The 20,625-nt window shown below is 69.2% G+C and carries 21 protein-coding genes; 8 read left to right on the top strand and 13 right to left on the bottom strand.

From position 1 onward, the window contains the following. Nucleotides 1–89: 89 nt before the first annotated feature. The 4 genes from WG923_RS24200 to WG923_RS24185 all read right to left on the bottom strand — a co-directional run bounded on the left by WG923_RS24200 (nucleotide 90) and on the right by WG923_RS24185 (nucleotide 5,646). On the bottom strand, nucleotides 90–920 hold the full coding sequence (locus WG923_RS24200; RefSeq protein ID WP_340353573.1) for a proteasome-type protease: 831 nt from the start codon (nucleotides 918–920) through the stop codon (nucleotides 90–92). Next, nucleotides 917–3,508: a DNA mismatch repair protein MutS gene (mutS, locus tag WG923_RS24195; RefSeq protein WP_340353572.1), complete on the bottom strand. Its 2,592-nt coding sequence runs from the start codon at nucleotides 3,506–3,508 to the stop codon at nucleotides 917–919. Before mutS ends, WG923_RS24200 begins: the two co-directional genes overlap by 4 nt. A 135-nt stretch (nucleotides 3,509–3,643) precedes the next feature. Then, nucleotides 3,644–4,726: a mechanosensitive ion channel family protein gene (locus tag WG923_RS24190; RefSeq protein WP_340353571.1), complete on the bottom strand. Its 1,083-nt coding sequence runs from the start codon at nucleotides 4,724–4,726 to the stop codon at nucleotides 3,644–3,646. After that, complete coding sequence (locus tag WG923_RS24185) at nucleotides 4,723–5,646, bottom strand: inositol monophosphatase family protein (RefSeq protein WP_340353570.1); 924 nt, start codon at nucleotides 5,644–5,646, stop codon at nucleotides 4,723–4,725. Before WG923_RS24185 ends, WG923_RS24190 begins: the two co-directional genes overlap by 4 nt. Nucleotides 5,647–5,917: 271 nt before the next feature. Here WG923_RS24185 and WG923_RS24180 point away from each other — a divergent pair, with 271 nt between their 5' ends. From WG923_RS24180 to cysE, 6 genes are all read left to right on the top strand, one after another. Further along, the gene (locus tag WG923_RS24180; protein ID WP_340353569.1) at nucleotides 5,918–6,499 is read left to right on the top strand and encodes a 2-oxoacid:acceptor oxidoreductase family protein; all 582 of its coding nucleotides are present in this window, start codon (nucleotides 5,918–5,920) and stop codon (nucleotides 6,497–6,499) included. Beyond that, entirely contained in the window at nucleotides 6,493–7,746 is a 1,254-nt protein-coding gene (locus tag WG923_RS24175) for a transketolase C-terminal domain-containing protein (RefSeq protein ID WP_340353568.1), read from the top strand. The genes WG923_RS24180 and WG923_RS24175 overlap by 7 nt, the downstream gene beginning before the upstream one ends. Nucleotide 7,747: 1 nt before the next feature. Next, complete coding sequence (locus WG923_RS24170) at nucleotides 7,748–8,749, top strand: thiamine pyrophosphate-dependent enzyme (RefSeq protein ID WP_340353567.1); 1,002 nt, start codon at nucleotides 7,748–7,750, stop codon at nucleotides 8,747–8,749. A gap of 2 nt (nucleotides 8,750–8,751) precedes the next feature. Continuing rightward, nucleotides 8,752–10,380: an NAD(P)-binding protein gene (locus WG923_RS24165; protein ID WP_340353566.1), complete on the top strand. Its 1,629-nt coding sequence runs from the start codon at nucleotides 8,752–8,754 to the stop codon at nucleotides 10,378–10,380. 75 nt (nucleotides 10,381–10,455) lie between these two features. Next, nucleotides 10,456–11,181: an RNA methyltransferase gene (locus WG923_RS24160; RefSeq protein WP_340353565.1), complete on the top strand. Its 726-nt coding sequence runs from the start codon at nucleotides 10,456–10,458 to the stop codon at nucleotides 11,179–11,181. Nucleotides 11,182–11,209: 28 nt separating this feature from the next. Beyond that, nucleotides 11,210–11,983: a serine O-acetyltransferase gene (gene cysE / locus WG923_RS24155; protein ID WP_340353564.1), complete on the top strand. Its 774-nt coding sequence runs from the start codon at nucleotides 11,210–11,212 to the stop codon at nucleotides 11,981–11,983. Nucleotides 11,984–12,147: 164 nt separating this feature from the next. Here the strand turns inward: cysE and mog are convergent, their stop codons facing one another. Next, nucleotides 12,148–12,738: a molybdopterin adenylyltransferase gene (mog, locus tag WG923_RS24150; RefSeq protein WP_340353563.1), complete on the bottom strand. Its 591-nt coding sequence runs from the start codon at nucleotides 12,736–12,738 to the stop codon at nucleotides 12,148–12,150. Next, entirely contained in the window at nucleotides 12,731–13,351 is a 621-nt protein-coding gene (gene yjgA / locus WG923_RS24145; RefSeq protein ID WP_340353562.1) for a ribosome biogenesis factor YjgA, read from the bottom strand. The genes mog and yjgA overlap by 8 nt, the downstream gene beginning before the upstream one ends. A 61-nt stretch (nucleotides 13,352–13,412) precedes the next feature. Between yjgA and pmbA the strand changes: the two genes are divergently transcribed. After that, nucleotides 13,413–14,789 (top strand): metalloprotease PmbA, encoded by a 1,377-nt coding sequence (gene pmbA / locus WG923_RS24140; protein ID WP_340353561.1) that lies wholly within the window; start codon nucleotides 13,413–13,415, stop codon nucleotides 14,787–14,789. Between the two features lie 137 nt (nucleotides 14,790–14,926). Here the strand turns inward: pmbA and WG923_RS24135 are convergent, their stop codons facing one another. From WG923_RS24135 to WG923_RS24125, 3 genes are all read right to left on the bottom strand, one after another. Continuing rightward, nucleotides 14,927–15,376 (bottom strand): GatB/YqeY domain-containing protein, encoded by a 450-nt coding sequence (locus tag WG923_RS24135; protein ID WP_340353560.1) that lies wholly within the window; start codon nucleotides 15,374–15,376, stop codon nucleotides 14,927–14,929. An 81-nt stretch (nucleotides 15,377–15,457) separates the two neighbouring features. Further along, nucleotides 15,458–15,670 (bottom strand): 30S ribosomal protein S21, encoded by a 213-nt coding sequence (gene rpsU / locus WG923_RS24130; RefSeq protein ID WP_104301834.1) that lies wholly within the window; start codon nucleotides 15,668–15,670, stop codon nucleotides 15,458–15,460. A 131-nt stretch (nucleotides 15,671–15,801) separates the two neighbouring features. Beyond that, nucleotides 15,802–17,043: a BaiN/RdsA family NAD(P)/FAD-dependent oxidoreductase gene (locus tag WG923_RS24125; RefSeq protein ID WP_340353559.1), complete on the bottom strand. Its 1,242-nt coding sequence runs from the start codon at nucleotides 17,041–17,043 to the stop codon at nucleotides 15,802–15,804. A gap of 133 nt (nucleotides 17,044–17,176) precedes the next feature. Here WG923_RS24125 and WG923_RS24120 point away from each other — a divergent pair, with 133 nt between their 5' ends. Further along, a complete protein-coding gene (locus tag WG923_RS24120) occupies nucleotides 17,177–17,569 on the top strand; it encodes a hypothetical protein (protein WP_340353558.1) in 393 nt (130 codons plus the stop codon). A gap of 40 nt (nucleotides 17,570–17,609) precedes the next feature. On the opposite strand, the gene flhD is transcribed toward WG923_RS24120, so the two are convergent. The 4 genes from flhD to WG923_RS24100 all read right to left on the bottom strand — a co-directional run bounded on the left by flhD (nucleotide 17,610) and on the right by WG923_RS24100 (nucleotide 20,611). Next, nucleotides 17,610–17,924, bottom strand: a complete 315-nt coding sequence (gene flhD / locus WG923_RS24115; RefSeq protein ID WP_340353557.1) for a flagellar transcriptional regulator FlhD — start codon at nucleotides 17,922–17,924, stop codon at nucleotides 17,610–17,612. A 140-nt stretch (nucleotides 17,925–18,064) separates the two neighbouring features. Beyond that, the gene (gene flhC, locus WG923_RS24110; RefSeq protein WP_340353556.1) at nucleotides 18,065–18,589 is read right to left on the bottom strand and encodes a flagellar transcriptional regulator FlhC; all 525 of its coding nucleotides are present in this window, start codon (nucleotides 18,587–18,589) and stop codon (nucleotides 18,065–18,067) included. Between the two features lie 86 nt (nucleotides 18,590–18,675). After that, complete coding sequence (locus tag WG923_RS24105) at nucleotides 18,676–18,975, bottom strand: flagellar protein FliT (RefSeq protein ID WP_340353555.1); 300 nt, start codon at nucleotides 18,973–18,975, stop codon at nucleotides 18,676–18,678. A 1-nt stretch (nucleotide 18,976) separates the two neighbouring features. Continuing rightward, nucleotides 18,977–20,611, bottom strand: coding sequence for a methyl-accepting chemotaxis protein (locus WG923_RS24100; protein WP_340353554.1), 1,635 nt, complete (start codon nucleotides 20,609–20,611; stop codon nucleotides 18,977–18,979). Nucleotides 20,612–20,625 lie beyond the last annotated feature (14 nt).

Genomic DNA, 20,625 nt, shown 5'->3' with positions numbered 1-20,625 from the left:
ACCGATGTTGCCGGACAGCGACCTGCAGGCGTCCCCGTGAATACCATGAAGAGCTCGACCGCAGCGGCAGCGCGCCGCGGCGCCGCGGATCAGATCAGCTTCTCGTCCGGCCGCGAGATCTTCTTGAGCGGCTTGCCGCGGCCGCCGGCCTGCGTGCGCAGGGGCGTGTCGGTGTGGCTCTCGTCCCAGACGGGATCGTCGAGGCTGTCGAACACCTCGCGCAGCTTCTGCCCCCAGCTCTGGTGCAGCATGCGGAAGTACGGGTTCTGCATGTCGATGCAGACGATCTTGTCGGTCTGGAAGCTGTTGGCCTCGTACACCACCAGGTCCAGCGGCGGGCCCACCGAGAGGTTGGACTTCATCGTGGAATCCATCGACACCAGCGCGCACTTGGCGGCCTCGTCGAGGTCCGTGTCGGGCGTGATCACGCGATCGAGCACCGGCTTGCCGTACTTGTATTCGCCGATCTGGAAGTAGGGCGTCTCCGCCGTCGCCTCGATGAAGTTGCCGGCCGAATAGACCTGGAACAGCCGCATGCCCTCGCCGGCGATCTGGCCGCCGAAGACCAGGTTGACGTTGAACTCCACCCCCGAGTTCTTCAGCGACTCGGCGTCGCGGTCGTACACGTGCCGCACGGCCTGGCCCAGCACGCGGCAGGCGTCGAACATGCTGGTGGCGTTCCAGATGGTGATCGGCTCGGGGTGGTTCGGTTCCTTGAGCTGCTCGACCTGCAGGATCTCGCGCACGGACTGCGAGATGCTCAGGTTGCCCGCGGACAGCAGCACCATGAAGCGGTCGCCGGGCTTCTCGTAGACGATCATCTTGCGGAACACGCTGATGTTGTCCACGCCCGCGTTGGTGCGCGAGTCGGACAGGAACACCAGTCCCGCGTTGAGCTTGATGCCGACGCAATAGGTCATGGTTGGAGTAGTTTCTTGAGTGTGTACAGCGCGTCGAGTGCGTCCCTTGGAGTCAGCGCGTCGGGGTCCAGCGCCGCGAGGGCTGCCTCGGCCTTGCTGGGCGCCGGCGCGTGGGTCGCGGGGGGCGGCGCGAACAAGTCTACCTGCTCGCGGCTTTGCTCCTGGTGCTGCTCCAGCGCGGCGAGCGCATGGCGCGCATGGTTCACCACGCCGGTGGGCATGCCCGCCAGCCGCGCCACCTGGATGCCGTAGCTGCGGCTGGCCGGCCCGGGCTGGATCTCGTGCAGGAACACGATGTCGGCGCCGGACTCCGTCGCGCCCACGTGCACGTTCACGGCGCGGTGGTGCCTGGCCGGAAACTCCGTCAGCTCGAAGTAGTGGGTGGCGAACAGCGTGAAGGCCTGCGTGCGGTCGTGCAGGTGCGCGGCGATGCCGGAGGCCAGTGCCAGGCCGTCGAAGGTGGAGGTGCCGCGGCCGATCTCGTCCATCAGCACCAGCGACTGCGCGGTGGCGCCGTGCAGGATCTGCGCGGCCTCCGTCATCTCCAGCATGAAGGTCGATTGCGCGTTGGCCAGGTCGTCGGCCGCGCCGATGCGGGTGTGGATCGCGTCCAGCGGCCCCAGCCGGCAGGCCTGCGCCGGCACGTACGAGCCCATCGCGGCCAGCAGGCAGATCAGCGCGACCTGCCGCATGTAGGTGGACTTGCCGCCCATGTTGGGGCCGGTGATGATCTGCATGCGCTGCTTCGGCCCCAGGCGCGTGTCGTTGGGGATGAAGGCGCCGGCGCTCGTTTCGGCCAGGCGCGCCTGGACCACGGGGTGGCGGCCCTGCGTGATCTCGATGCCGGGTTCCTTCATGAACTGCGGCCGGCACCAGTCCAGCGTGAGCGAGCGTTCCGCCAGCGCGCACAGCGCATCGAGGCCGGCCAGCGCGCGCGCCAGCCGCGTGAGCGCGGGCACGTGCTCCTGCAGGCCATCGAGCAACTGCTCGTACAGCCACTTCTCGCGCGCCAGCGCCCGCTCCTGCGCCGACAGCGCCTTGTCCTCGAAGGCCTTGAGCTCCGGCGTGATGAAGCGCTCGGCGTTCTTCAGCGTCTGGCGGCGCTTGTAGTCGTCGGGCACCTTTTCCAGCTGGCCCTGCGTGACCTCGATGTAGAAGCCGTGCACCTTGTTGTACTGCACGCGCAGGTTGGCGATGCCGCTGCGGGCGCGCTCGCGCGCCTCCAGCTCCAGCAGGAAGCCGTCGCAGTTGTCCTGGATGGCGCGCAGCTCGTCGAGTTCGGCGTCGCAGCCGGCGGCGATCACCCCGCCGTCGCGGATGAGGGCGGCGGGGTCCTCGCGCAGCGTGTGCGCCAGGCGCTCGGCGCAGCCGGCGGGCGGCTGCAGGTCGCGCGCGGTGCTCGCGAGCAGGCCCGGCAGGCCTTCGACCAGTGCCGAGAGCTGCTGCGCCTTGGCGAGCGCCCAGCGCAGGCCCACCAGCTCGCGCGGGCGCGCCTGGCGCAGCGCGATGCGGGCCGTGATGCGCTCCACGTCGCTCACGCCCTTGAGCTCGTGGCGCAGCTTGCCGAACAGGCCTTCGCGCAGGCCGCCGATGGCGTCGAGCCGCTGCGTCGCGACCGAGCGGTCCCGCAGCGGCTCCAGCAGCCACGACTTGAGCATCCGGCTGCCCATGCCCGTCATGCAGGTGTCCAGCAGCGAGAAGAGCGTGGGGCTGTCCTCGCCGCGCAGGGTCTGCACCAGTTCGAGGTTGCGGCGGGTGGCGGGCGGCAGCTCGATGCGCTCGCCGTCGCGCACGACCTGCAGCTGCTGCACGTGCGACAGCGCGCGGCCCTGCGTGTGTTCGGCGTAGGCGAGCAGGGCGGAGGCCGCGGCGTGCGCGCAGGGCAGTTCGTCGGCGCCCCAGGCGGCCAGGCTCGCCGAGCGCATCTGTTCCAGCAGCTTGCGGGCACCGAGCCCGGCGTCGAACTGGAACTCGGGCCGCTGCGTCAGCGGGGCGGAGCCGCGCAGCAGCTGCAGGCGGTCGCGGAAGGCCGGGGTGGCGTCGGCGCTGTGCAGCAGTTCGCTGGGCGCCACGCGGGCGATCCAGTCGCCCAGTTCGTCGCCGTCGCATTCGGCGAGCTGCAGCGCGCCCTGCGTGACGCTGAGCCATGCGAGTCCCACCTTGTGGCGCGGGCCCTGGTGCACGGCCAGCAGCACCGCCTCGGACTTTTCGTGGAGGAGTTCGCTGTCGGTGAGCGTGCCGGGCGTGACGACGCGGATCACCTTGCGTTCGACCGGGCCCTTGGTGGCGCCGACCTCGCCCACCTGCTCGCAGATGGCCACCGATTCGCCGCAGCGGATCAGGCGCGCGAGGTAGCCTTCCACCGAGTGGAAGGGCACGCCGGCCATCACCACCGGCTCGCCGGCGGACATGCCGCGGCGGGTGAGGGTGATATCGAGCAGCCGCGCGGCCTTCTCGGCGTCGTCGAAGAACAGCTCGTAGAAGTCGCCCATGCGGTAGAAGACGAGCGTGCCGGGGTACCCCGCCTTGATGGCGAGGTACTGCTGCATCATGGGAGTGTGGGCGCTCAGATCGGGGACGGCGGACATGAACCGGCGATTTTCCGGCATTTCTCCCTCTCCCCTCCGGGGAGAGGGCGGGGGGTGAGGGGCGCTCCGTGCGCTAATTGACGCCGCGTGCCCTCGCCCCAACCCCCTCCCGGAGGGAGGGGGAGGAATACCGCCTCAGGCCGGCGCGGACGCCGCTTCGCGGTTGTCGTTCAGGTAACGCGCCACCGGCAGCGCCTGCGGATACTCCCGCGCCACGAACGCCACCAGCTCCTCGCGCACCCGGCAGCGCAGATCGAAGTTCTTGCCCGCATTCGCCGCCGACACCAGCACGCGCACCTGGATGCACCGGTCCGTGGCGTCGGTCACCTGCACGGCGAACACCCGCTGGTCCCACTCCGGCGCGGCTTCGACGATGCGCCTGGCCTCGGCGCGGATCGGCTCGATCGGCGTGGCGTAGTCGACGAACAGGAACACCGAGCCGAGGATCTCCGAGCCCGTGTGGGTCCAGTTCTCGAACGGGTTCTCGATGAACCACTGCAGCGGCACGATCATGCGGCGCTCGTCCCACAGCTTGAGCACCACGTAGCTGCCGGTGATGTCCTCGACGCGGCCGAACTCGCCCTTGACGATCAGCACGTCGTCGATGCGCAGCGGCTGCGACAGCGCGATCTGCAGGCCCGCGATGAGGTTGCTGAAGACCGGCTTGGCCGCCAGGCCGCCCACGATGCCCAGCACGCCGGCGGAAGCGAGCAGGCTGGCCCCGAGCTGGCGCGCGCCGGGGAAGGTCATGAGCGCCATGGCGGCGCCGCCGATCAGCACCAGCACCATCGCCGTGCGCGAGAGCACGCGCGTCTGCGTCTCGATGCGGCGTGCCTGCAGGTTGTCGTCCACGCTGACCGGGTTGCGCTCGATCACGCCCTGCGCGATGCCCGAGATCGCGGCCATGACCAGCGCCGTGACGGCGGCGATCAGCAGCAGGCCGTTGACGTGCCGCACCGTGCCGATATGCCCCAGCGTGTCGGGTGCCGCCTGCCAGGCGATCTGCATCGCCAGCAGCGGCGCGGTGAAGGCCGAGGCCGTGCGCGTGCGCTCCAGCATGGCGCGCGGCACCACGGTGCGATGGGCGGCGCGGCGCAGCACGGCCCGCGCGGTGAAATTCGCCACCAGCGCGCCCAGGGCGGCCAGCAGCGCGATCATCAGGATCGGAGCCCAGGCCGGGTTGTCCTGCAGCTCCTGCAGCGTGCGCAGCGGGATCACTCGTCCGGAGACTCCGCGGAAGCCGGGTCCGCCTGCAGTTCGGCGGACGGACGCGTGCCGGGATCGACCAGCTCCGGCGTGTTCTGGCGCACGTCGGCCTTCTCTCCAGCGCTGGCGAACTTGCTGTACTTGGACAGCAGCTTGACCATCTGGCCGTAGATCTTCGGGTTGCCCGCGACCACCTCGCGCTGCTCCAGGAAGTCCGCCTCGCCGGTGAAGTTGCCCACCAGCCCGCCGGCTTCCGTCACCAGCAGCGAGCCGGCGGCGACGTCCCAGGGCGACAGCCCCGTCTCGAAGAAGCCTTCGGTGAAGCCGGCGGCCACGTAGGCGAGGTCCAGCGCGGCCGCGCCCGGGCGGCGCAGGCCCGCGGTGCGCTTCATGACGTCCGCCATCATGCGCAGGTACACGTTGAAGTTGTCGCCCGGGCGGAACGGGAAGCCGGTGGAGATCAGCGATTCCTTCATCTGCGTGCGCTTGCTCACGCGGATGCGGCGGTCGTTCAGGTAGGCGCCGCGCCCGCGCGTGGAGGTGAAAAGGTCGTTGCGGGTGGGGTCGTAGATCACGGCCTGCTCGACGCGTCCCTTCACGAGCAGCGCGATGCTGACGCAGTAGACGGGAAAGCCGTGGATGAAGTTGGTGGTGCCGTCCAGCGGGTCGATCAGCCACACGTGATCGGACGCCGCCCTGCCATGCTCGCGCCCGGACTCCTCGGCCCAGATGCCGTGGTCGGGGTAGGCCCCCAGCAGCGTGTCGATGATGATGCGTTCGGCCGCGTGGTCGACCTCGGTGACGAAGTCGTTGGTCTGCTTCTGCGAGATCCGGACGGCCTCGACGTCGAGGGCGGCCCGGTTGATGATCGCGCCGGCGGCGCGGGCGGCCTTGACGGCCATGTTGAGCATGGGGTGCTGGTTGGACGACATGAGTTGTTCAAGAGCGGTTCGCCGGCAAGGGCGGGACGCACGCCGGCGATGCGGAGTGCCACGATAGCCCCATTTTACGGCCCGGCCTGTCGGTGACGGCCGACGCGCCCGCCAAGACCCTCCTTACGCACAAACCCGGACCCCGCAAACCTTGAGCGCGCTCAGGGTTCGCGCAGCGCCCGGCCAGGGGCCCTTCCACGCTTGACGCAGGTCAAAGGCGGCATTTCGCATCCCGCGAACAATTTCCAGCATACGAACTCTGAGCTCCATCATGTTGCAGATCCGGCTCCACGGCCGCGGCGGCCAGGGCGTTGTGACAGCCGCTGAAATGCTGTCGCTCGCCGCCTTCGAACAGGGCCGCCATGCCCAGGCCTTCCCCAGCTTCGGCTCGGAGCGCACCGGTGCGCCGGTGGTCGCGTTCTGCCGCATAGCCGACAAGGAGATCCGCCTGCGCGAGCCCGTGCTGCAGCCCGACGTGCTGATCGTGCAGGACCCGACGCTGCTGCACCAGGTCGACGTGTTCCAGGGCCTGAAGGAGGACGGCTACGTCCTGATCAACAGCAAGCGCAGCTTCGAGGAGCTGGGCGTGGGCGACATGGCGCGCAGGTTCCGGGCGGAGCGGCTGGCGACGGTGCCGGCCACCGAGATCGCGATGCGCCACCTGGGTCGCCCGCTGCCCAACGCGGTGCTGCTGGGAGGCTTTGCCGCGCTGTCCAGCCTGGTCACGCTCGAGGCCGTGCAGCACGCCATCCGCCATACCTTCAGCGGCAAGGTCGCGGCGGCCAACGAGGCCGCCGCCGCCGAGGCGTTCGAGTACGTCACCCGTGAAATGCAGGAGCTCAAGGCATGCTGAAACAGATCGAAGGCTCGCGGGCCGTTGCCGAGGCGGTGGCGCTGAGCCGCCCCGAGGTGATCTGCGCGTATCCCATCTCGCCCCAGACGCATATCGTCGAGGGCCTCGGTGAACTGGTGAAGAGCGGCGAGCTCACGCCCTGCGAGTTCATCAACGTCGAAAGCGAATTCGCCGCCATGAGCGTGGCGATCGGCGCCAGCGCCGCCGGCGCGCGCAGCTACACCGCCACGGCCAGCCAGGGCCTGCTGTTCATGGCCGAAGCGGTCTACAACGCCTCGGGCCTGGGCCTGCCGATCGTGATGACGGTGGCCAACCGCGCGATCGGCGCGCCGATCAACATCTGGAACGACCACAGCGACTCCATGAGCCAGCGCGATTGCGGCTGGCTGCAGCTGTTCGCCGAGACCAACCAGGAAGCGGCGGACCTGCACATCCAGGCCTTCCGCCTGGGCGAGGAACTGTCGATGCCGGTCATGGTGTGCATGGACGGCTTCATCCTCACCCACGCCGTGGAGCGCGTGGACATCCCGGCGCAGGCCGAGGTCGACGCCTTCCTGCCGCCCTACGAGCCGCGCCAGGTGCTGGACCCCAACGATCCGGTGTCGATCGGCGCCATGGTGGGGCCGGAGGCCTTCATGGAAGTGCGCTACCTCGCGCACGCCAAGCAGACCATGGCGCTGGAGCGCATCCCCGTGATCGCGCAGGAGTTCGAGGAGCGCTTCGGCCGCGCCTCGGGTGGACTGGTGCGGCCCTATCGCTGCGAGGACGCGGAGACGATCGTCGTCGCCCTCGGTTCCGTGCTGGGCACGATCAAGGACACGGTCGACGAGATGCGTGCCGCCGGCATCAGGATCGGCGTGCTGGGCATCCAGTCCTACCGGCCCTTCCCGCTGGCCGCCGTGCGCGCCGCGCTGCAGGAAGCCAGGCGCGTGGTGGTGCTGGAAAAGAGCTTCTCCGTCGGCCTGGGGGGCATCGTCTCCACCGACGTGCGCCTGGCGCTCTCCGGCGTCCAGTTGCAGGGCTACACCGTGATCGCCGGCCTCGGCGGCCGCGCCATCACCAAGGCCTCGCTGGCCCGCACCTTCGCCGAGGCGATCGCCGGCACCTTGCAGCCCCTGACCTTCCTCGACCTCGACTGGCGCATCGTCAACCGCCAGCTCGAACGCGAACGCCAGACGCGCCGCAGCGGCCCCATCGCCGAGAACCTGCTGCGCGACGTCGGCACCGTTGCCGCGAAGGTGCATTGATATGTCTACCCAACCCGTCAAGTTCTACCAGACCGGCACCTTCACGGTGGGCAACCGCCTGCTGGCGCCCGAACAGCGCTCCGTGCAGTCCCGCACCGACCGCAGCAACTCGCTCAACTCCGGCCACCGCGCCTGCCAGGGCTGCGGCGAGGCCCTGGGCGCCCGCTACGCGGTGGACGCCGCGATGCGCGCCACCGACGGCCAGCTGATCGCGGCCAATGCGACCGGCTGCCTGGAGGTGTTCTCCACGCCGTATCCGGAAACCTCGTGGCAGCTGCCCTGGATCCACTCGCTGTTCGGCAACACGGCCGCCGTGGGCACCGGCATCGCCGCGGCGCTGAAGGTCAAGGGCAAGAACAACGTGCGCGTGATCGCCCAGGGCGGTGACGGCGGCACCACCGACATCGGCTTCGGCTGCCTCTCCGGCATGTTCGAGCGCAACGACGACGTGCTGTACATCTGCTACGACAACGAGGCGTACATGAACACCGGCGTGCAGCGCTCCTCCGCCACGCCGCACGCCGCGCGCACCGCCACCACGATGGCCGTCGGCGAGGAGCCGGGCGCCACCTTCGGGCAGGGCAAGAACCTGCCGCGGATCGCGATGGCGCACGAGATCCCCTACGTGGCCACGGCCACGGTGGCCGACCTGCGCGACCTGGAAGCCAAGGTCGAAAAAGCCATGAGCGTGCGCGGCGCGCGCTACCTGCACGTGCTGGTGCCTTGCCCGCTCGGCTGGGGCGCCGCCAGCGAGGACACGATCCGCCTCGCGCGGCTGGCCCGCGAGACCGGCATCTTCCCGGTGTTCGAAGCCGAACGCGGCGAAGTCACTGCCGTCACCAAGATCCGCCGCCGCATGCCGGTGGAGGAATACCTCAAGCCGCAGAAGCGCTTCGTGCACCTGTTCGGCAAGCCGGGACGCCCGGAAGTCGTCGCGCGCCTCCAGGCGGAGGCCGACCGCAACATCCGCCGCTTCGGCCTGCTCGACGAGGTGGAGGTCTGACCATGCAGAAACCCTTTGCCATCACCCTCGACCCCGGTTCCTCGCTGGCGAACCGCACCGGCTCCTGGCGCACCTCGCGCCCGGTCTACATCAACCGCCTGCCGCCCTGCAATGCGCAGTGCCCCGCCGGCGAGGACATCCAGGGCTGGCTGTACCACGCGGAAAGCGGCGAGTACGAAGCGGCCTGGCGCCACCTCACGCGCGACAACCCCTTCCCCGCCACCATGGGGCGCGTGTGCTACCACACCTGCGAAGGCGTGTGCAACCGCGGCAAGCTCGATGACTCGGTGGGCATCAACTCGGTGGAGCGCTTCCTCGGCGACGAGGCGATCAAGCGCGGCTGGAAGTTCGAGGCGCCCGCCGCCGAGAGCGGCAAGCACATCCTGATCGTGGGCGCGGGCCCCTCGGGCATGTCCGCGGCCTACCACCTGCGCCGCCTGGGCCATCGCGTGACGGTCAAGGAGGCCGGACCCGTGCTGGGCGGCATGATGCGCTTCGGCATCCCCAAGTACCGGCTGCCGCGCGACGTGCTCGAGTCCGAGATGCAGCGCATCGTCGACATGGGCGTGAAGGTGGAACTGAACACGCGCGTGGACCGCATCGACGAAACGATGCGCGAAGGCGGCTTCGACGCGGCCTTCCTCGCGGTGGGCGCGCACATCGCCAAGCGCACCTTCATCCCGGCCAAGGACTCCTCGCGCATCCTGGATGCCGTACAGGTCCTGCGCTCGATGGACGCGGGCGACCAGCCGCTGCTGGGGCGCCGCGTGGCCGTCTACGGCGGCGGCAACACCGCGATCGACGTCGCCCGCACGGCGAAGCGCCTCGGCGCGACGGAGGCCGTGATCGTCTACCGCCGCACCCGCGACAAGATGCCGGCGCACGATTTCGAGGTGGAGGAGGCGCTGGAAGAGGGCGTGATGGTCAAGTGGCTGTCCACCATCAAGCAGGCCGACGCGGGCGCACTCACGATCGAGAAGATGCGCCTGGACGAGAAGGGCATGCCGCAGCCCACGGGCGAATACGAGACGCTGCAGGCGGACTCGCTGATCCTCGCGCTGGGCCAGGATGTGGACCTGTCGCTGCTGGAGGGCGTGCCGGGCCTGGAGCTGAAGAACGGCGTGGTGCAGGTCGACCCGCAGACCATGATGACGGGCCATCCGGGCCTGTTCGCCGGCGGCGACATGGTGCCGGCCGACCGCAACGTGACGGTGGCCGTGGGCCACGGCAAGAAGGCAGCACGCCACATCGACGCCTGGCTGCGCGACGCGAAGCTGGAGCCCGCGGTGAAGCCGCCGCTGGCCACCTTCGAGAACCTCAACCCCTGGTACTACAGCGACGCGCCCAAGACCATGCGCCCGCAGCTCGATGCGGCCCGCCGAACCAGCAGCTTCGACGAGGTGCAGGGCGGCCTGATCGAGGCCAACGCGCTGTACGAGGCGCGCCGCTGCCTGTCGTGCGGCAACTGCTTCGAGTGCGACAACTGCTACGGCGTGTGTCCCGACAACGCGGTGATCAAGCTCGGGCCGGGCAAGCGCTTCGAGTTCAACTACGACTACTGCAAGGGCTGCGGGGTCTGCGTTTCCGAGTGCCCCTGCGGGGCGATCGAGATGCGGCCGGAAGAGGTGTAGCTCCGAGGGAAATCGAAAACCGGCAATTTCTCGGTTCGTCCAATACCCGCCGGCGCCCGCTGGGACAATGGCGGCATGTCCACCCGCTTCGTCCTGATCCAGCCCAGCCACGCCGGCAACGTCGGTGCCGCCGCCCGCGCCCTGAAGGTGATGGGCTTCGACGACCTGGTGCTGGTCAAGCCTCGGTGGGAGGACGTGCTCACGCGCGACGAGACGATCGAGCGGGCCAGCGGCGCGGTCGACGTGCTGCAGCAGGCGCGCGCCGTGGATTCGCTCGACGAAGCCCTGGAAGGCATGACCCACGTGTGCGCCACGGTCATGACGGCGCGCGACTTCGGACCGCCCACCAGCACCCCGCGTGAGCACCTGGGGCCGCTCGCCGGGCGCCGCGAGCGCGTCGCCTTCCTGTTCGGGTCGGAGCGCTACGGCATGCGCAACGAGGACGTGTACCGCTGCCACGCGGCGCTGCGCATCCCGGTGTCGCCGGACTACGGATCCTTGAACCTGGCCGCGGCGATCCAGGTGATCGCCTACGAGTGGCGGCTGGCGCTGGGTGGTTTCGAGGCGGCCCAGCCGGCCGAGCCGCCGGCGGTGGCCGATGCCGCCGCCGTGGCGGGCATGCTGCGCCACTGGGAGCAGTCCCTGGTGGAGATCGGCTTCCTGGACCCGGCCGCGCCCAAGAAGCTGATGCCCCGGCTGCAGCAGCTGTTCAACCGGGCGCAGCCCACGCCGGAGGAGATCCACATCCTGCGCGGCATCGCCAAGTCCATGTCGGAGACCGCGAAAAGGGCAAAAGCTTAGACTAGCGCTGCCATCAGCCTGGAACACCATGTTCAGCCGACTGCATTCCGACATCCAGTGCATCCTCGACCGCGACCCTGCCGCGCGCAGCAAGTGGGAGGTGCTCACGTGTTATCCGGGGCTGCACGCGATCCTGCTGCACCGGATGTCGCACGGGCTGTGGCTGCGCGACATGCGCTGGCTGGCGCGCTGGATCTCCCAGTTCTCGCGCTGGCTCACCGGCATCGAGATCCACCCGGGCGCCAGGATCGGCGAGAACGTCTTCATCGACCACGGCATGGGCATCGTGATCGGCGAGACGGCGGAAGTGGGTGACGGCTGCACCATCTACCAGGGCGTGACGCTGGGCGGCACCTCGCTGACCAAGGGCGCCAAGCGGCATCCGACGCTGGGCAGGAACGTCGTCGTGGGCGCCGGCGCCAAGGTGCTGGGCGGCTTCACGGTGGGCGACAACGCGGCGATCGGCTCCAACGCGGTGGTCACCAAGCCGGTGCCGGACGGCGCGACGGCGGTGGGCATCCCGGCGCGCATCATCCAGGCCGAAGACCAGTCGCGGCGCGAGGAAGCGGCCGCGAAGATGGGTTTCTCGGCCTACGGCATCACCAACTCGGACGACCCGCTGTCGCAGGCGATGAAGGGCCTGATCGACAACGCCTCCTCGCACGAGCACCAGATCGCGCTGCTCTGGCAAGCGATCGAACACCTCTCCAGCCAGCGCCGCGGCGACGAATGCGTTCCGGCGGACGCGCAGACGAAGGAGAGCTTCGAGGCGGAGAAGCTGACGCAGCTGGTGGGTAAGTAGCGCCGGCGCGTGAACGGGCCTTTTGAAGCCGGACAGCCGGACGCAGAGGACGCGAAAGATACGCAGAGGACGCAAAAAAGACAAAGAAACCTTTAAAGGTTTTCTTTTGCGTCCTCTGCGTACCCTTTGCGTCCTCTGCGTCCGGCTGTCCGCTTTTGGGGTTCTCAGGCCCGCGCAGCCCGAATCGCCGTCTTCGGACGGAACGCCTTGCAGACCGCGTCGTCGGTTTCGAGGTACGGGCCGCCGATCAGGTCGATGCAGTACGGGACCGCGGCGAAGATGCCCGGCACCACCTGCTTGCCGTCTTCCTTCAGGCCTTCCAGCGTCTCCTGGATGGCCTTGGGCTGGCCCGGCAGGTTGATGATCAGGCTCTTGCCGCGGATCACGGCCACCTGCCGCGACAGGATGGCCGTCGGCACGAAGCGCAGGCTGACCTGCCGCATCTGCTCGCCGAAGCCCGGCATTTCCTTGTCCGCCACCGCCAGCGTCGCTTCCGGCGTGACGTCGCGCGGCGCCGGGCCGGTGCCGCCGGTGGTGAGCACCAGCGCGCAGCCCGCATCCACCAGCTCGATCAGCGTGGCGCTGATGCGCTCCTTTTCGTCGGGGATCAGCCGCTCCTGGAAGGTGAGCGGGTTGCGCAGCGCGCGCGCGAGCCAGTCCTTCAGCGCGGGCAGGCCCTTGTCCTCGTAGACGCCGCTGGAGGCGCGGTCGCTGATGGAAACGATGCCGATCGTGGCCGGGTCGTGCTCACTCATGGTCTTCCTGCTCCATCTGGTCGCGCACGATCTGGAAGATCTCGCGGTAGGCGCGCCCGCGCCGCGGCGCCTGTCCCTTGGACACGTCGTCCTGCGTGGGCGCGGCATCCTTGCGGGCCTGGCGGATCAGCGCGCGCAGCTGCTGCACGTCGGTGCCGGGATGCACCTGCAGCCAGTTGTCCAGGGCCTCGTCGCGCGCGATCAGGTCGTCGCGCCACTTCTCGGCCGCGTGCAGCGCCAGCGCCTGCTGCGCCGAGCCGCTGCGTTGTTCCTCCAGCGCGTCGCGGATGGACTGCAGGGCCTCGGGGTCGAGCGCGCGCATCAGCTTGCCGACGTACTGCATCTGGCGCCGGCGGCCTTCGAAGTTGGTGATGCGCCTCAGGTTTTCCAGCGCGGTGGCCAGGCCCTCGGGCAGTTCGAGCCGCTCGTACAGGTCGGCGCGCAGCGCCAGCAGCGCTTCGCCGAGCTTCTGCAGCTCGGTGCTTTCCTTCTTCAGTTCCGTCTTGCTCGGCTCGCCCCCCGTCTGCTCGGCGCGCAGCTCGAGATCGAGCTCGCTGCCTTCGGCGACGAAGTGACCTTTGACGAAATAGCCTTTTTTCGGTTTGCGGGACATGCGACGGGAGTGGGTAACGCGGCAGTCGGTGCCCGACAAGCGCCAAGTATCATAGCCCGCCATGAACAAGACACCCGCGAGCAAAGGATCCGGATTCAGCTATCGCCGCGCCGATTTCGAGGAACTGGTCGACTTCGCCCTCGCGCACGCGCGCCGGCTCGGCGCCACCGACGCGGGAGCGGAAGCGTCCGAAGGCTGCGGCCTGAGCGTGTCGGTGCGCAAGGGCGAGCTCGAGACCGTCGAGCGCAACCGCGACAAGTCGCTCGGCATCACGGTGTACGTCGGCAACCAGCGCGGCAACGCGAGCACGTCCGATTTCTCCCGCCCGGCCATCGAGCGCACGGTGCAGGCCGCCTACGACATCGCCCGCTTCACCGCGCAGGACCCGGTGGCCGGCCTGCCGGACCTCGACGAAGTGGCGCCGCTGGCGGAACAGCCCGACCTCGACCTGTTCCATCCCTGGGACATCACCAGCGAAGGAGCCGCGGAACTGGCGCTGCGCTGCGAACGCGCGGCCCTCGATACGGACGAGCGCATCACCAATAGCGAAGGCGCGGGCGTGTCGGCGCAGCAGAGCCATTTCTTCAGTGCGCACACGCATGGTTTTCGCGGTGGCTATGCGAGCTCGCGCCATTCGATCTCGGTCGCGCCGATTGCCGGCCGCGCCGAGCACATGCAGCGCGACGCCTGGTACAGCTCGATGCGCTCGGCCGCCGAACTCGCCTCGCCCGAGGCGGTGGGCCGCTACGCCGCCGAGCGCGCGCTGGCGCGCCTGCACGGGCGCAAGATCGAGACCACGCAATGCCCGGTGCTGTTCGAGTCGCCGCTGGCCGCGGGGCTGATGGGCACCTACGTGCAGGCCACCAGCGGCGGCTCGCTGTACCGCAAGAGCACCTTCCTGCTGGATTCGCTGGGCAAGCAGGTCCTGCCGGAGCACGTGGACATCGTGGAAGACCCGTTCGTGCGCCGCGGCAAGGGCAGCGCCCCGTTCGACGAGGAGGGCGTGCGCACCCGGGCGCGCAAGGTGGTGGAAGCCGGCCGGGTGGAAGGCTACTTCCTCAGCAGCTACTCGGCGCGCAAGCTGGGAATGAAGACCACCGGCAACGCGGGCGGCTCGCACAACCTGACCATGACCTCGCGTCTGACGCAGCCGGGCGACGACCTGGTGCAGATGCTCAGGAAGCTGGGCACGGGCCTGTTCGTCATCGAGCTGATGGGGCAGGGCGTGAACTATGTGACGGGCGACTATTCGCGCGGCGCGAGCGGCTTCTGGGTCGAGAACGGCGAAATCGCCTACCCGGTCCAGGAAATCACCATCGCCGGCAACCTGCGCGACATGCTGCAAGGCATCGAAGCGATCGGCGCGGACACCTACAACTACGGCGCGAAGACGGTCGGCTCGATCCTGGTGAACCGGATGAAAGTGGCGGGCCGCTGAAGACGGACTGCCGGACGCAGAGGGCGCAAAGGGTACGCAGAGGACGCAAAAAAGACAAAGAAAACTCTAGAAGGTTTTCTTTTGCGTCCTCTGCGTACCCTTCGCGTCCTCTGCGTCCGGCTGTTGGGTTTGAAGCCTCACCCCGCCAGCGCCGCCTTCACCGCGGCGCTGACCTGCCCCATCTCCGCCTTGCCGGCCAGGCGCGACTTGGCGGCGGCCATGACCTTGCCCATGTCGGCGGGGCCCTTGGCGCCGGTTTCGGCCACGATGGCGCGGACTTCGGCGGCGATCTCGTCGGGCGACAGGCGCGCGGGCAGGTAGGCCTGCAGGACGGCCACTTCGGCCTTTTCCTTGTCCGCCAGGTCCTGGCGGCTGGCCTTCTCGAAGGCCTCGATGCTGTCCTTGCGCTGCTTGAGCAGCTTGTCCACGATGCCGACCACGCCGGCGTCGTCCAGCGCGATGCGCTCGTCGACTTCCTTCTGCTTGATCGCCGCCGTGAGCATGCGGATGGCGCCCAGGCGCTCGGCGTCCTTGGCGCGCATGGCGGCCTTCATGTCCTCGGTGATGCGTTCCTTGAGCGTCGTCATGTCGTCATTCTCCTGGCTGGAAAGTGAAAAAGCCCGCCGGGCGTCCCCGTCGGGCTTTCTCGAACAGGGGCTGCGCCCCGCTCAGTAGAGCTTCTTCGGCAGCTGCATGCTGCGCACGCGCTTGAAGTGGCGCTTCACCGCGGCGGCCTTCTTGCGCTTGCGCTCGGCCGTGGGCTTTTCGTAGAACTCGCGGGCGCGCAGCTCGGTGAGCAGGCCCAGCTTCTCGATGGTGCGCTTGAAGCGGCGCAGCGCCACATCGAACGGCTCGTTTTCCTTGACTCGAATGGTCGTCATTGACTTCCCGAATATTCAGTGTGGCGGATGAAGATCGAGGACATCCACCTGGGGTCCCCACCTTTAGGTTCGATCAGGCCGGTGGGGGTTTGCCAGCAAAGCCCGAGATTATAGCGTGGTGCGGCGCAACATCAAGGGCGACCCGGATTGGCCTCGGCCAGCGCGTGCGCGCAGGCATACGCGCTGGCCCAGGCCCACTGGAAGTTGTAGCCGCCGAGCCAGCCGGTCACGTCCACCACCTCGCCGATGAAGTACAGCCCCGGCTGGCGGGATTCCATCGTCTGGGAGGACAGCTCGTGCGTGTCCACCCCGCCCGCCGTCACTTCGGCCTTGCGCCAGCCCTCGGTGCCGGTGGGCACCAGTTCCCAGCGGGCCAGGCGCTGCGCGAGCTGCTGCAATGCCTTGTCGCCGGCTTCGTTCACCGGGCGCTGCCAGGCGGGATCCTGCTGCACCCAGGCCTCGGCCAGCCGGGCCGGCACCCATTGCGCCAGCTCGTTGGCCAGCAGCTTGCGCGAGCGCAGCTTGGCCTGCGCCAGTTCGGCCGCGAGGTCCACGCCGGGCGCGAGGTCGATCCGGATCGGCTGGCCTTCGCGCCAGTAGCTGGAGATCTGCAGCACCGCCGGGCCGCTCAGTCCCCGGTGGGTGAACAGCAGGTCCTCGTCGAAGGCCATGCGCTCCTTCTTCTCGCCGGTTTCGATGCGCACCGGCAGGGACAGGCCCGCCAGCTGGGCGAACGGCGCCCAGTCGCCGCCGTCGAAGGTCAGGGGCACCAGGGCCGGCCGCGGCGGCACCAGGCGCAGGCCGAACTGGCGCGCGATGCGGTGGCCGAAGTCGGTGGCGGCGATCTTGGGGATGGAAAGGCCGCCGGTGGCGATCACGACCGCGCGGGCGTGCACCGGCCCGCGGTCGGTCTGCAGCACGTAGCCCTCGCCGCCCGCTGCGATCTCGCGCGCCGCGCAGGGCTGCCAGTGCGTGACGCCGCCGGCCGCGCATTCGGCCAGCAGCATGCGGATGAAATCCTCCGAGGAGCGGTCGCCGAACAGCTGGCCCTTGTGCTTCTCGTGGAAGGGGATGCCGTGCTTGTGCACCAGGGCGATGAAGTCCGCCGGCGTGTAGCGCGCCAGCGCGGAGCGGCAGAAATGCGGGTTGGCCCCCAGGAAGTGCTTGTGCGGCGCGCGCGGATCGAGCTCGCGGTTGGTGAAGTTGCAGCGGCCGCCGCCGGAGATGCGGATCTTTTCCGCCACCTTCTGGGCGTGGTCCACCAGCAGCACCTTCACCCCCAGCTGGCCGGCCACCCCGGCGCAGAAGAGGCCGGCGGCACCGGCGCCGATCACCACGGCATCGAAGGAGGGAGGAGGAGGCGGTGCCGTCATCGCGGCGGATTATCGGGGCGGCGGCGGCGACAGACGGGAGCTGCAACGGAATCCGCCTCTTGTTCGACCAATTGCTTCTTAGGGGCCCGCCCTAGGATGCCTTCACTGTCGGGAAGATGGAGAAGGAACACACATGAAGAAAGCCTCGATGTTGCTGCTGGCCCTGGTGAGTGCCGCAGCCGGTGCGGCCCAGGCCGGAACCTATGCGGTGCAGCCGGATTCGGACTGCCCCGGCATCAGCGCGGAAGCGCTGGCGCAGGAAGTGCGCAAGGCGGGCGCGGCCGCGGGCCTGGACCTGCCCAAGGACATGGCGGTGCGTGCGGAGCTGCACTGCGCGCCGGAAGGCAAGGGCGGCCGCTTCGTCTACACGGTGCGCGCGGCGATCGAAAAGCAGCTGGCCGACGGCGAGACGCTGCGCTGGGCGCCGGTGGCGCAGCTCACGGGCTACGGCACGGCCGCCGGCAGCAGCGCGGTGCTGCGCCAGGTGGGCTTCACCGTGCGTGACGTGATCCGCCAGGAACCCTGAACGAGGGGAGAAGGCGCCCTGCAACGGGGCGCCTGGTTCTTCAGGCCGCCGCGGCGGCCTGGCCGGCGAGCACGATGGACAGGTGGGCCTGCTGCAGCGTGCGCTCCCGCGGGTCCTGCATCACGGTGCGCGCGATCGCCAGCTCGTCGAGGCGGAACGCGCACAGCACGAAATTGCTCGTCGCCAGCTTCACCACTTCCCCGAGCGACATCCCCACCAGCAGGTCCGCCATCTCCGCGCTGATCCCCAGGCGCAGCATGGCCGTGGCGCGGTCGTCCCGCAGCAGCTTCTGGGCGAGCAGCATGTAGGTGAGGTTCAGGTCGGCGATTTCCTTGGACGCTTCCGCTGCTTGCATGCTTGTCTCCAGGGGCCGGTGCGGCCCTTCTTGGGACGAGAGTGTGACAGCGTGTTACTTGTACGTTGCGTCTGTTACGGATGAGTGGCGCTGGACCGGGGATGGGTGGCGCGGGCCGTGGACAAGTCGCGAGGCCCGCCTCAGGAGGCGACGGGCTGCGCCTTCTTGCCGGCGCGCGAGGGCGGCCGGCACAGCACGCAGACGAAATCGCGCTGGTCCTCGTGCGCATGCGCCACGAAGCGGCCGGTGCAGCGCGTGCAGGTGGCCAGGTCCAGCATGCGGCTGTCGAAGAAGCGCACCAGGGTGCAGGCACGGGTGAAATCGAGCACCTGCTCGTCGCCGTGCGCCTGGACCTGCTGCTGGTACATGCGGAAGGCCTTGATCAGCGCCTCGAGCCGCCCCTCGGCGTGGGGCAGCATGTGCAGGTAGATGTTGTAGAACATCGAGGCGTGGATGTTCGCCATCCACGTCATGTACCAGTCGGTGGAGAAGGGCAGCAGCCCCTTGGGCGGCGAGGCGCCCTTGATCTCCTTGTACAGGCGGGCGAGCCGGTCGCGGCTGAGGCCGACCTCCGCCTCCAGGAACTGCAGCCGCGCGCCCAGCTCGATCAGCGTCACCGCGAGCTGGACCTCGCGGGCTTCCTGCAACACACTTTTCTGGGCCATCCGCCTGAACCTCGACTGTCGGAGCGCCCGTATTCTCGCCGCCGCGGCCGCTGTCCTGCCGCCGCCCGGCGCGCCCGGCGTGCCGGTCAGCGCGCGGCGTGGCTTTCGACCATGCGCACGAGGTGCTGGAACTGCGGCCGCAGCAGCGCTGCCAGCGCCTGCTGGTCCTCGCGGATGCGCAGCGTGAGGGCGGCGAGCCGCTCGCGTTCCGGCGCCGTGAAGGCACCGACGGGCACGTCGGCCTCGCGCAGATGCACGAACAGGTCCGTGCAGCGCGCGTCGAGCACGGGCAGCTGCGCCCACTGCAGCTGGCGCGCCAGTTCCACCATCCTGGCGACGGTGGCGGCCAGCTGGGTGTAGAACGCGAGGACGTCCTTGCCGGTCATGTCAGGCCGCCGCCGACCCGAGGGCCAGGGTTTCGAAACCGGCGCCGTGCGAGCGCGGCTGCAGCAGCGCAGGTTCGGCCGCGGCGGTGGCCGCTTCGCCCTGGTCGGCCAGGCGGAACACGCTCACCGCTTTCAGCAACTCGCCCGCCTGCTGCCGCATGGCATGGGCCGCCGCGGAGGCTTCCTCCACCAGGCCGGCGTTCTGCTGCGTCACGCGCTCCATGTCGGTGATCGCCTGGTTCACCTGCTCGATGCCACGGGTCTGCTCCGCCGTGGCGTTGGAGATCTCGCCGACGATCGTGCTCACGCGCTGGATGCTGGCGACCACGTCCTGCATCGTCTTGCCGGCCTGCGCCACCAGCGTGCTGCCGGCGGCGACGTTGCCGGTCGACTCCTCGATCAGGGACTTGATCTCCTTGGCGGCCGCCGCGGAGCGCTGCGCCAGGTTGCGCACCTCCGCCGCCACCACCGCGAAGCCGCGGCCCTGGTCGCCCGCCCGCGCCGCCTCCACCGCGGCGTTGAGCGCCAGGATGTTGGTCTGGAAGGCGATGCCGTCGATCACGCTGATGATGTCCGTGATGCGCCGGGCCGACCCTTCGATGCGGCCCATCGTGTCGACCACGTTGCCCATCACCTTGCCGCCTTGCACGGCGGTCTGCGAGGCCTGGGCGGCGAGGTGGTGCGCCTCGCGCGCGCTGTCGGCGTTCTGCTTGACGGTGCTGGTCAGCTCCTCCATCGAGGCGGCCGTTTCCTCCAGCGAGCTGGCCTGCTCCTCGGTGCGCTGCGACAGGTCCTGGCTGCCGGAGGAGATCTGCGTCGAGGCGGCGGAGATCGTCTCCGTGCCCGCACGCACCTGGTCGACGATGTCGACCAGGCCGTGGTTCATTTCCGCCAGCGCCCGCAGCAGGTCGCCGGTCTCGTCGGAGGCGCTGGAGCGGATTTCCGCCGTCAGGTCGCCGCCGGCGATGCGCCCGGCATGGCCGATCGCCTTCTTCAGCGGGCGCACGATGCTGCGGCTCATGAAGACCGAGACGAGGGCGGAGACCACCAGCGCCAGCACGCTCAGGAGCACCAGCGCCAGCACCGCCTGCCGGAAGGCGCCGTTGGCGCGCTCGTAGGCGCTTTGCGCGTGCGCTTCCTGGCGCGCGACCAGCTCGTCGAAGCCATGCACCATGTCCTGGAAGGCCGCGTCGGCGTTCTGCATCTGCATCGCGCCGATGCTCACGTCCACCGTGCTCAGGTCGATCGCCTTGAGCATGCTCTCGCGGTACTTCGCCAGCCGGGGCGCGAGGTCCTGGATCCTCTTGCGGTCCTCCTCCTCGACCTGCATCGCCCGCAGCGCCTCGAGGCGGGCGGCGATCTCGTCGACCTTCTTCTTCTGCTGGGCGGTCGTGCGTTCGATCTGTTCCGGCTTGAGGTTCTGGATCCAGGTGAACAGCCGGTACACGTTGGAATGCACCTCGCTGATCGCCTGCGCCGCCTGGGCGGCGCTCTTGTAGGCGCTGAAGCGCTCCTTGTACAACTGCTCGAGGGTGCGCGACTGCATGCCGAGCACCCCCCAGGAGACCACCGCCACCGTCAGCAGGAACACCATGGCCACGAACGGGGCCACGGACACCTTTTGCCAAAGCTTCATGTTGTCGCTCCCTC

It is taken from the genome of Ramlibacter sp. AN1133, assembly GCF_037890035.1.
GTDB lineage: Bacteria > Pseudomonadota > Gammaproteobacteria > Burkholderiales > Burkholderiaceae_C > Ramlibacter.
Note: the sequence above shows the minus strand (reverse complement) of the source record. Positions and strands in the feature narration are given on the sequence as shown.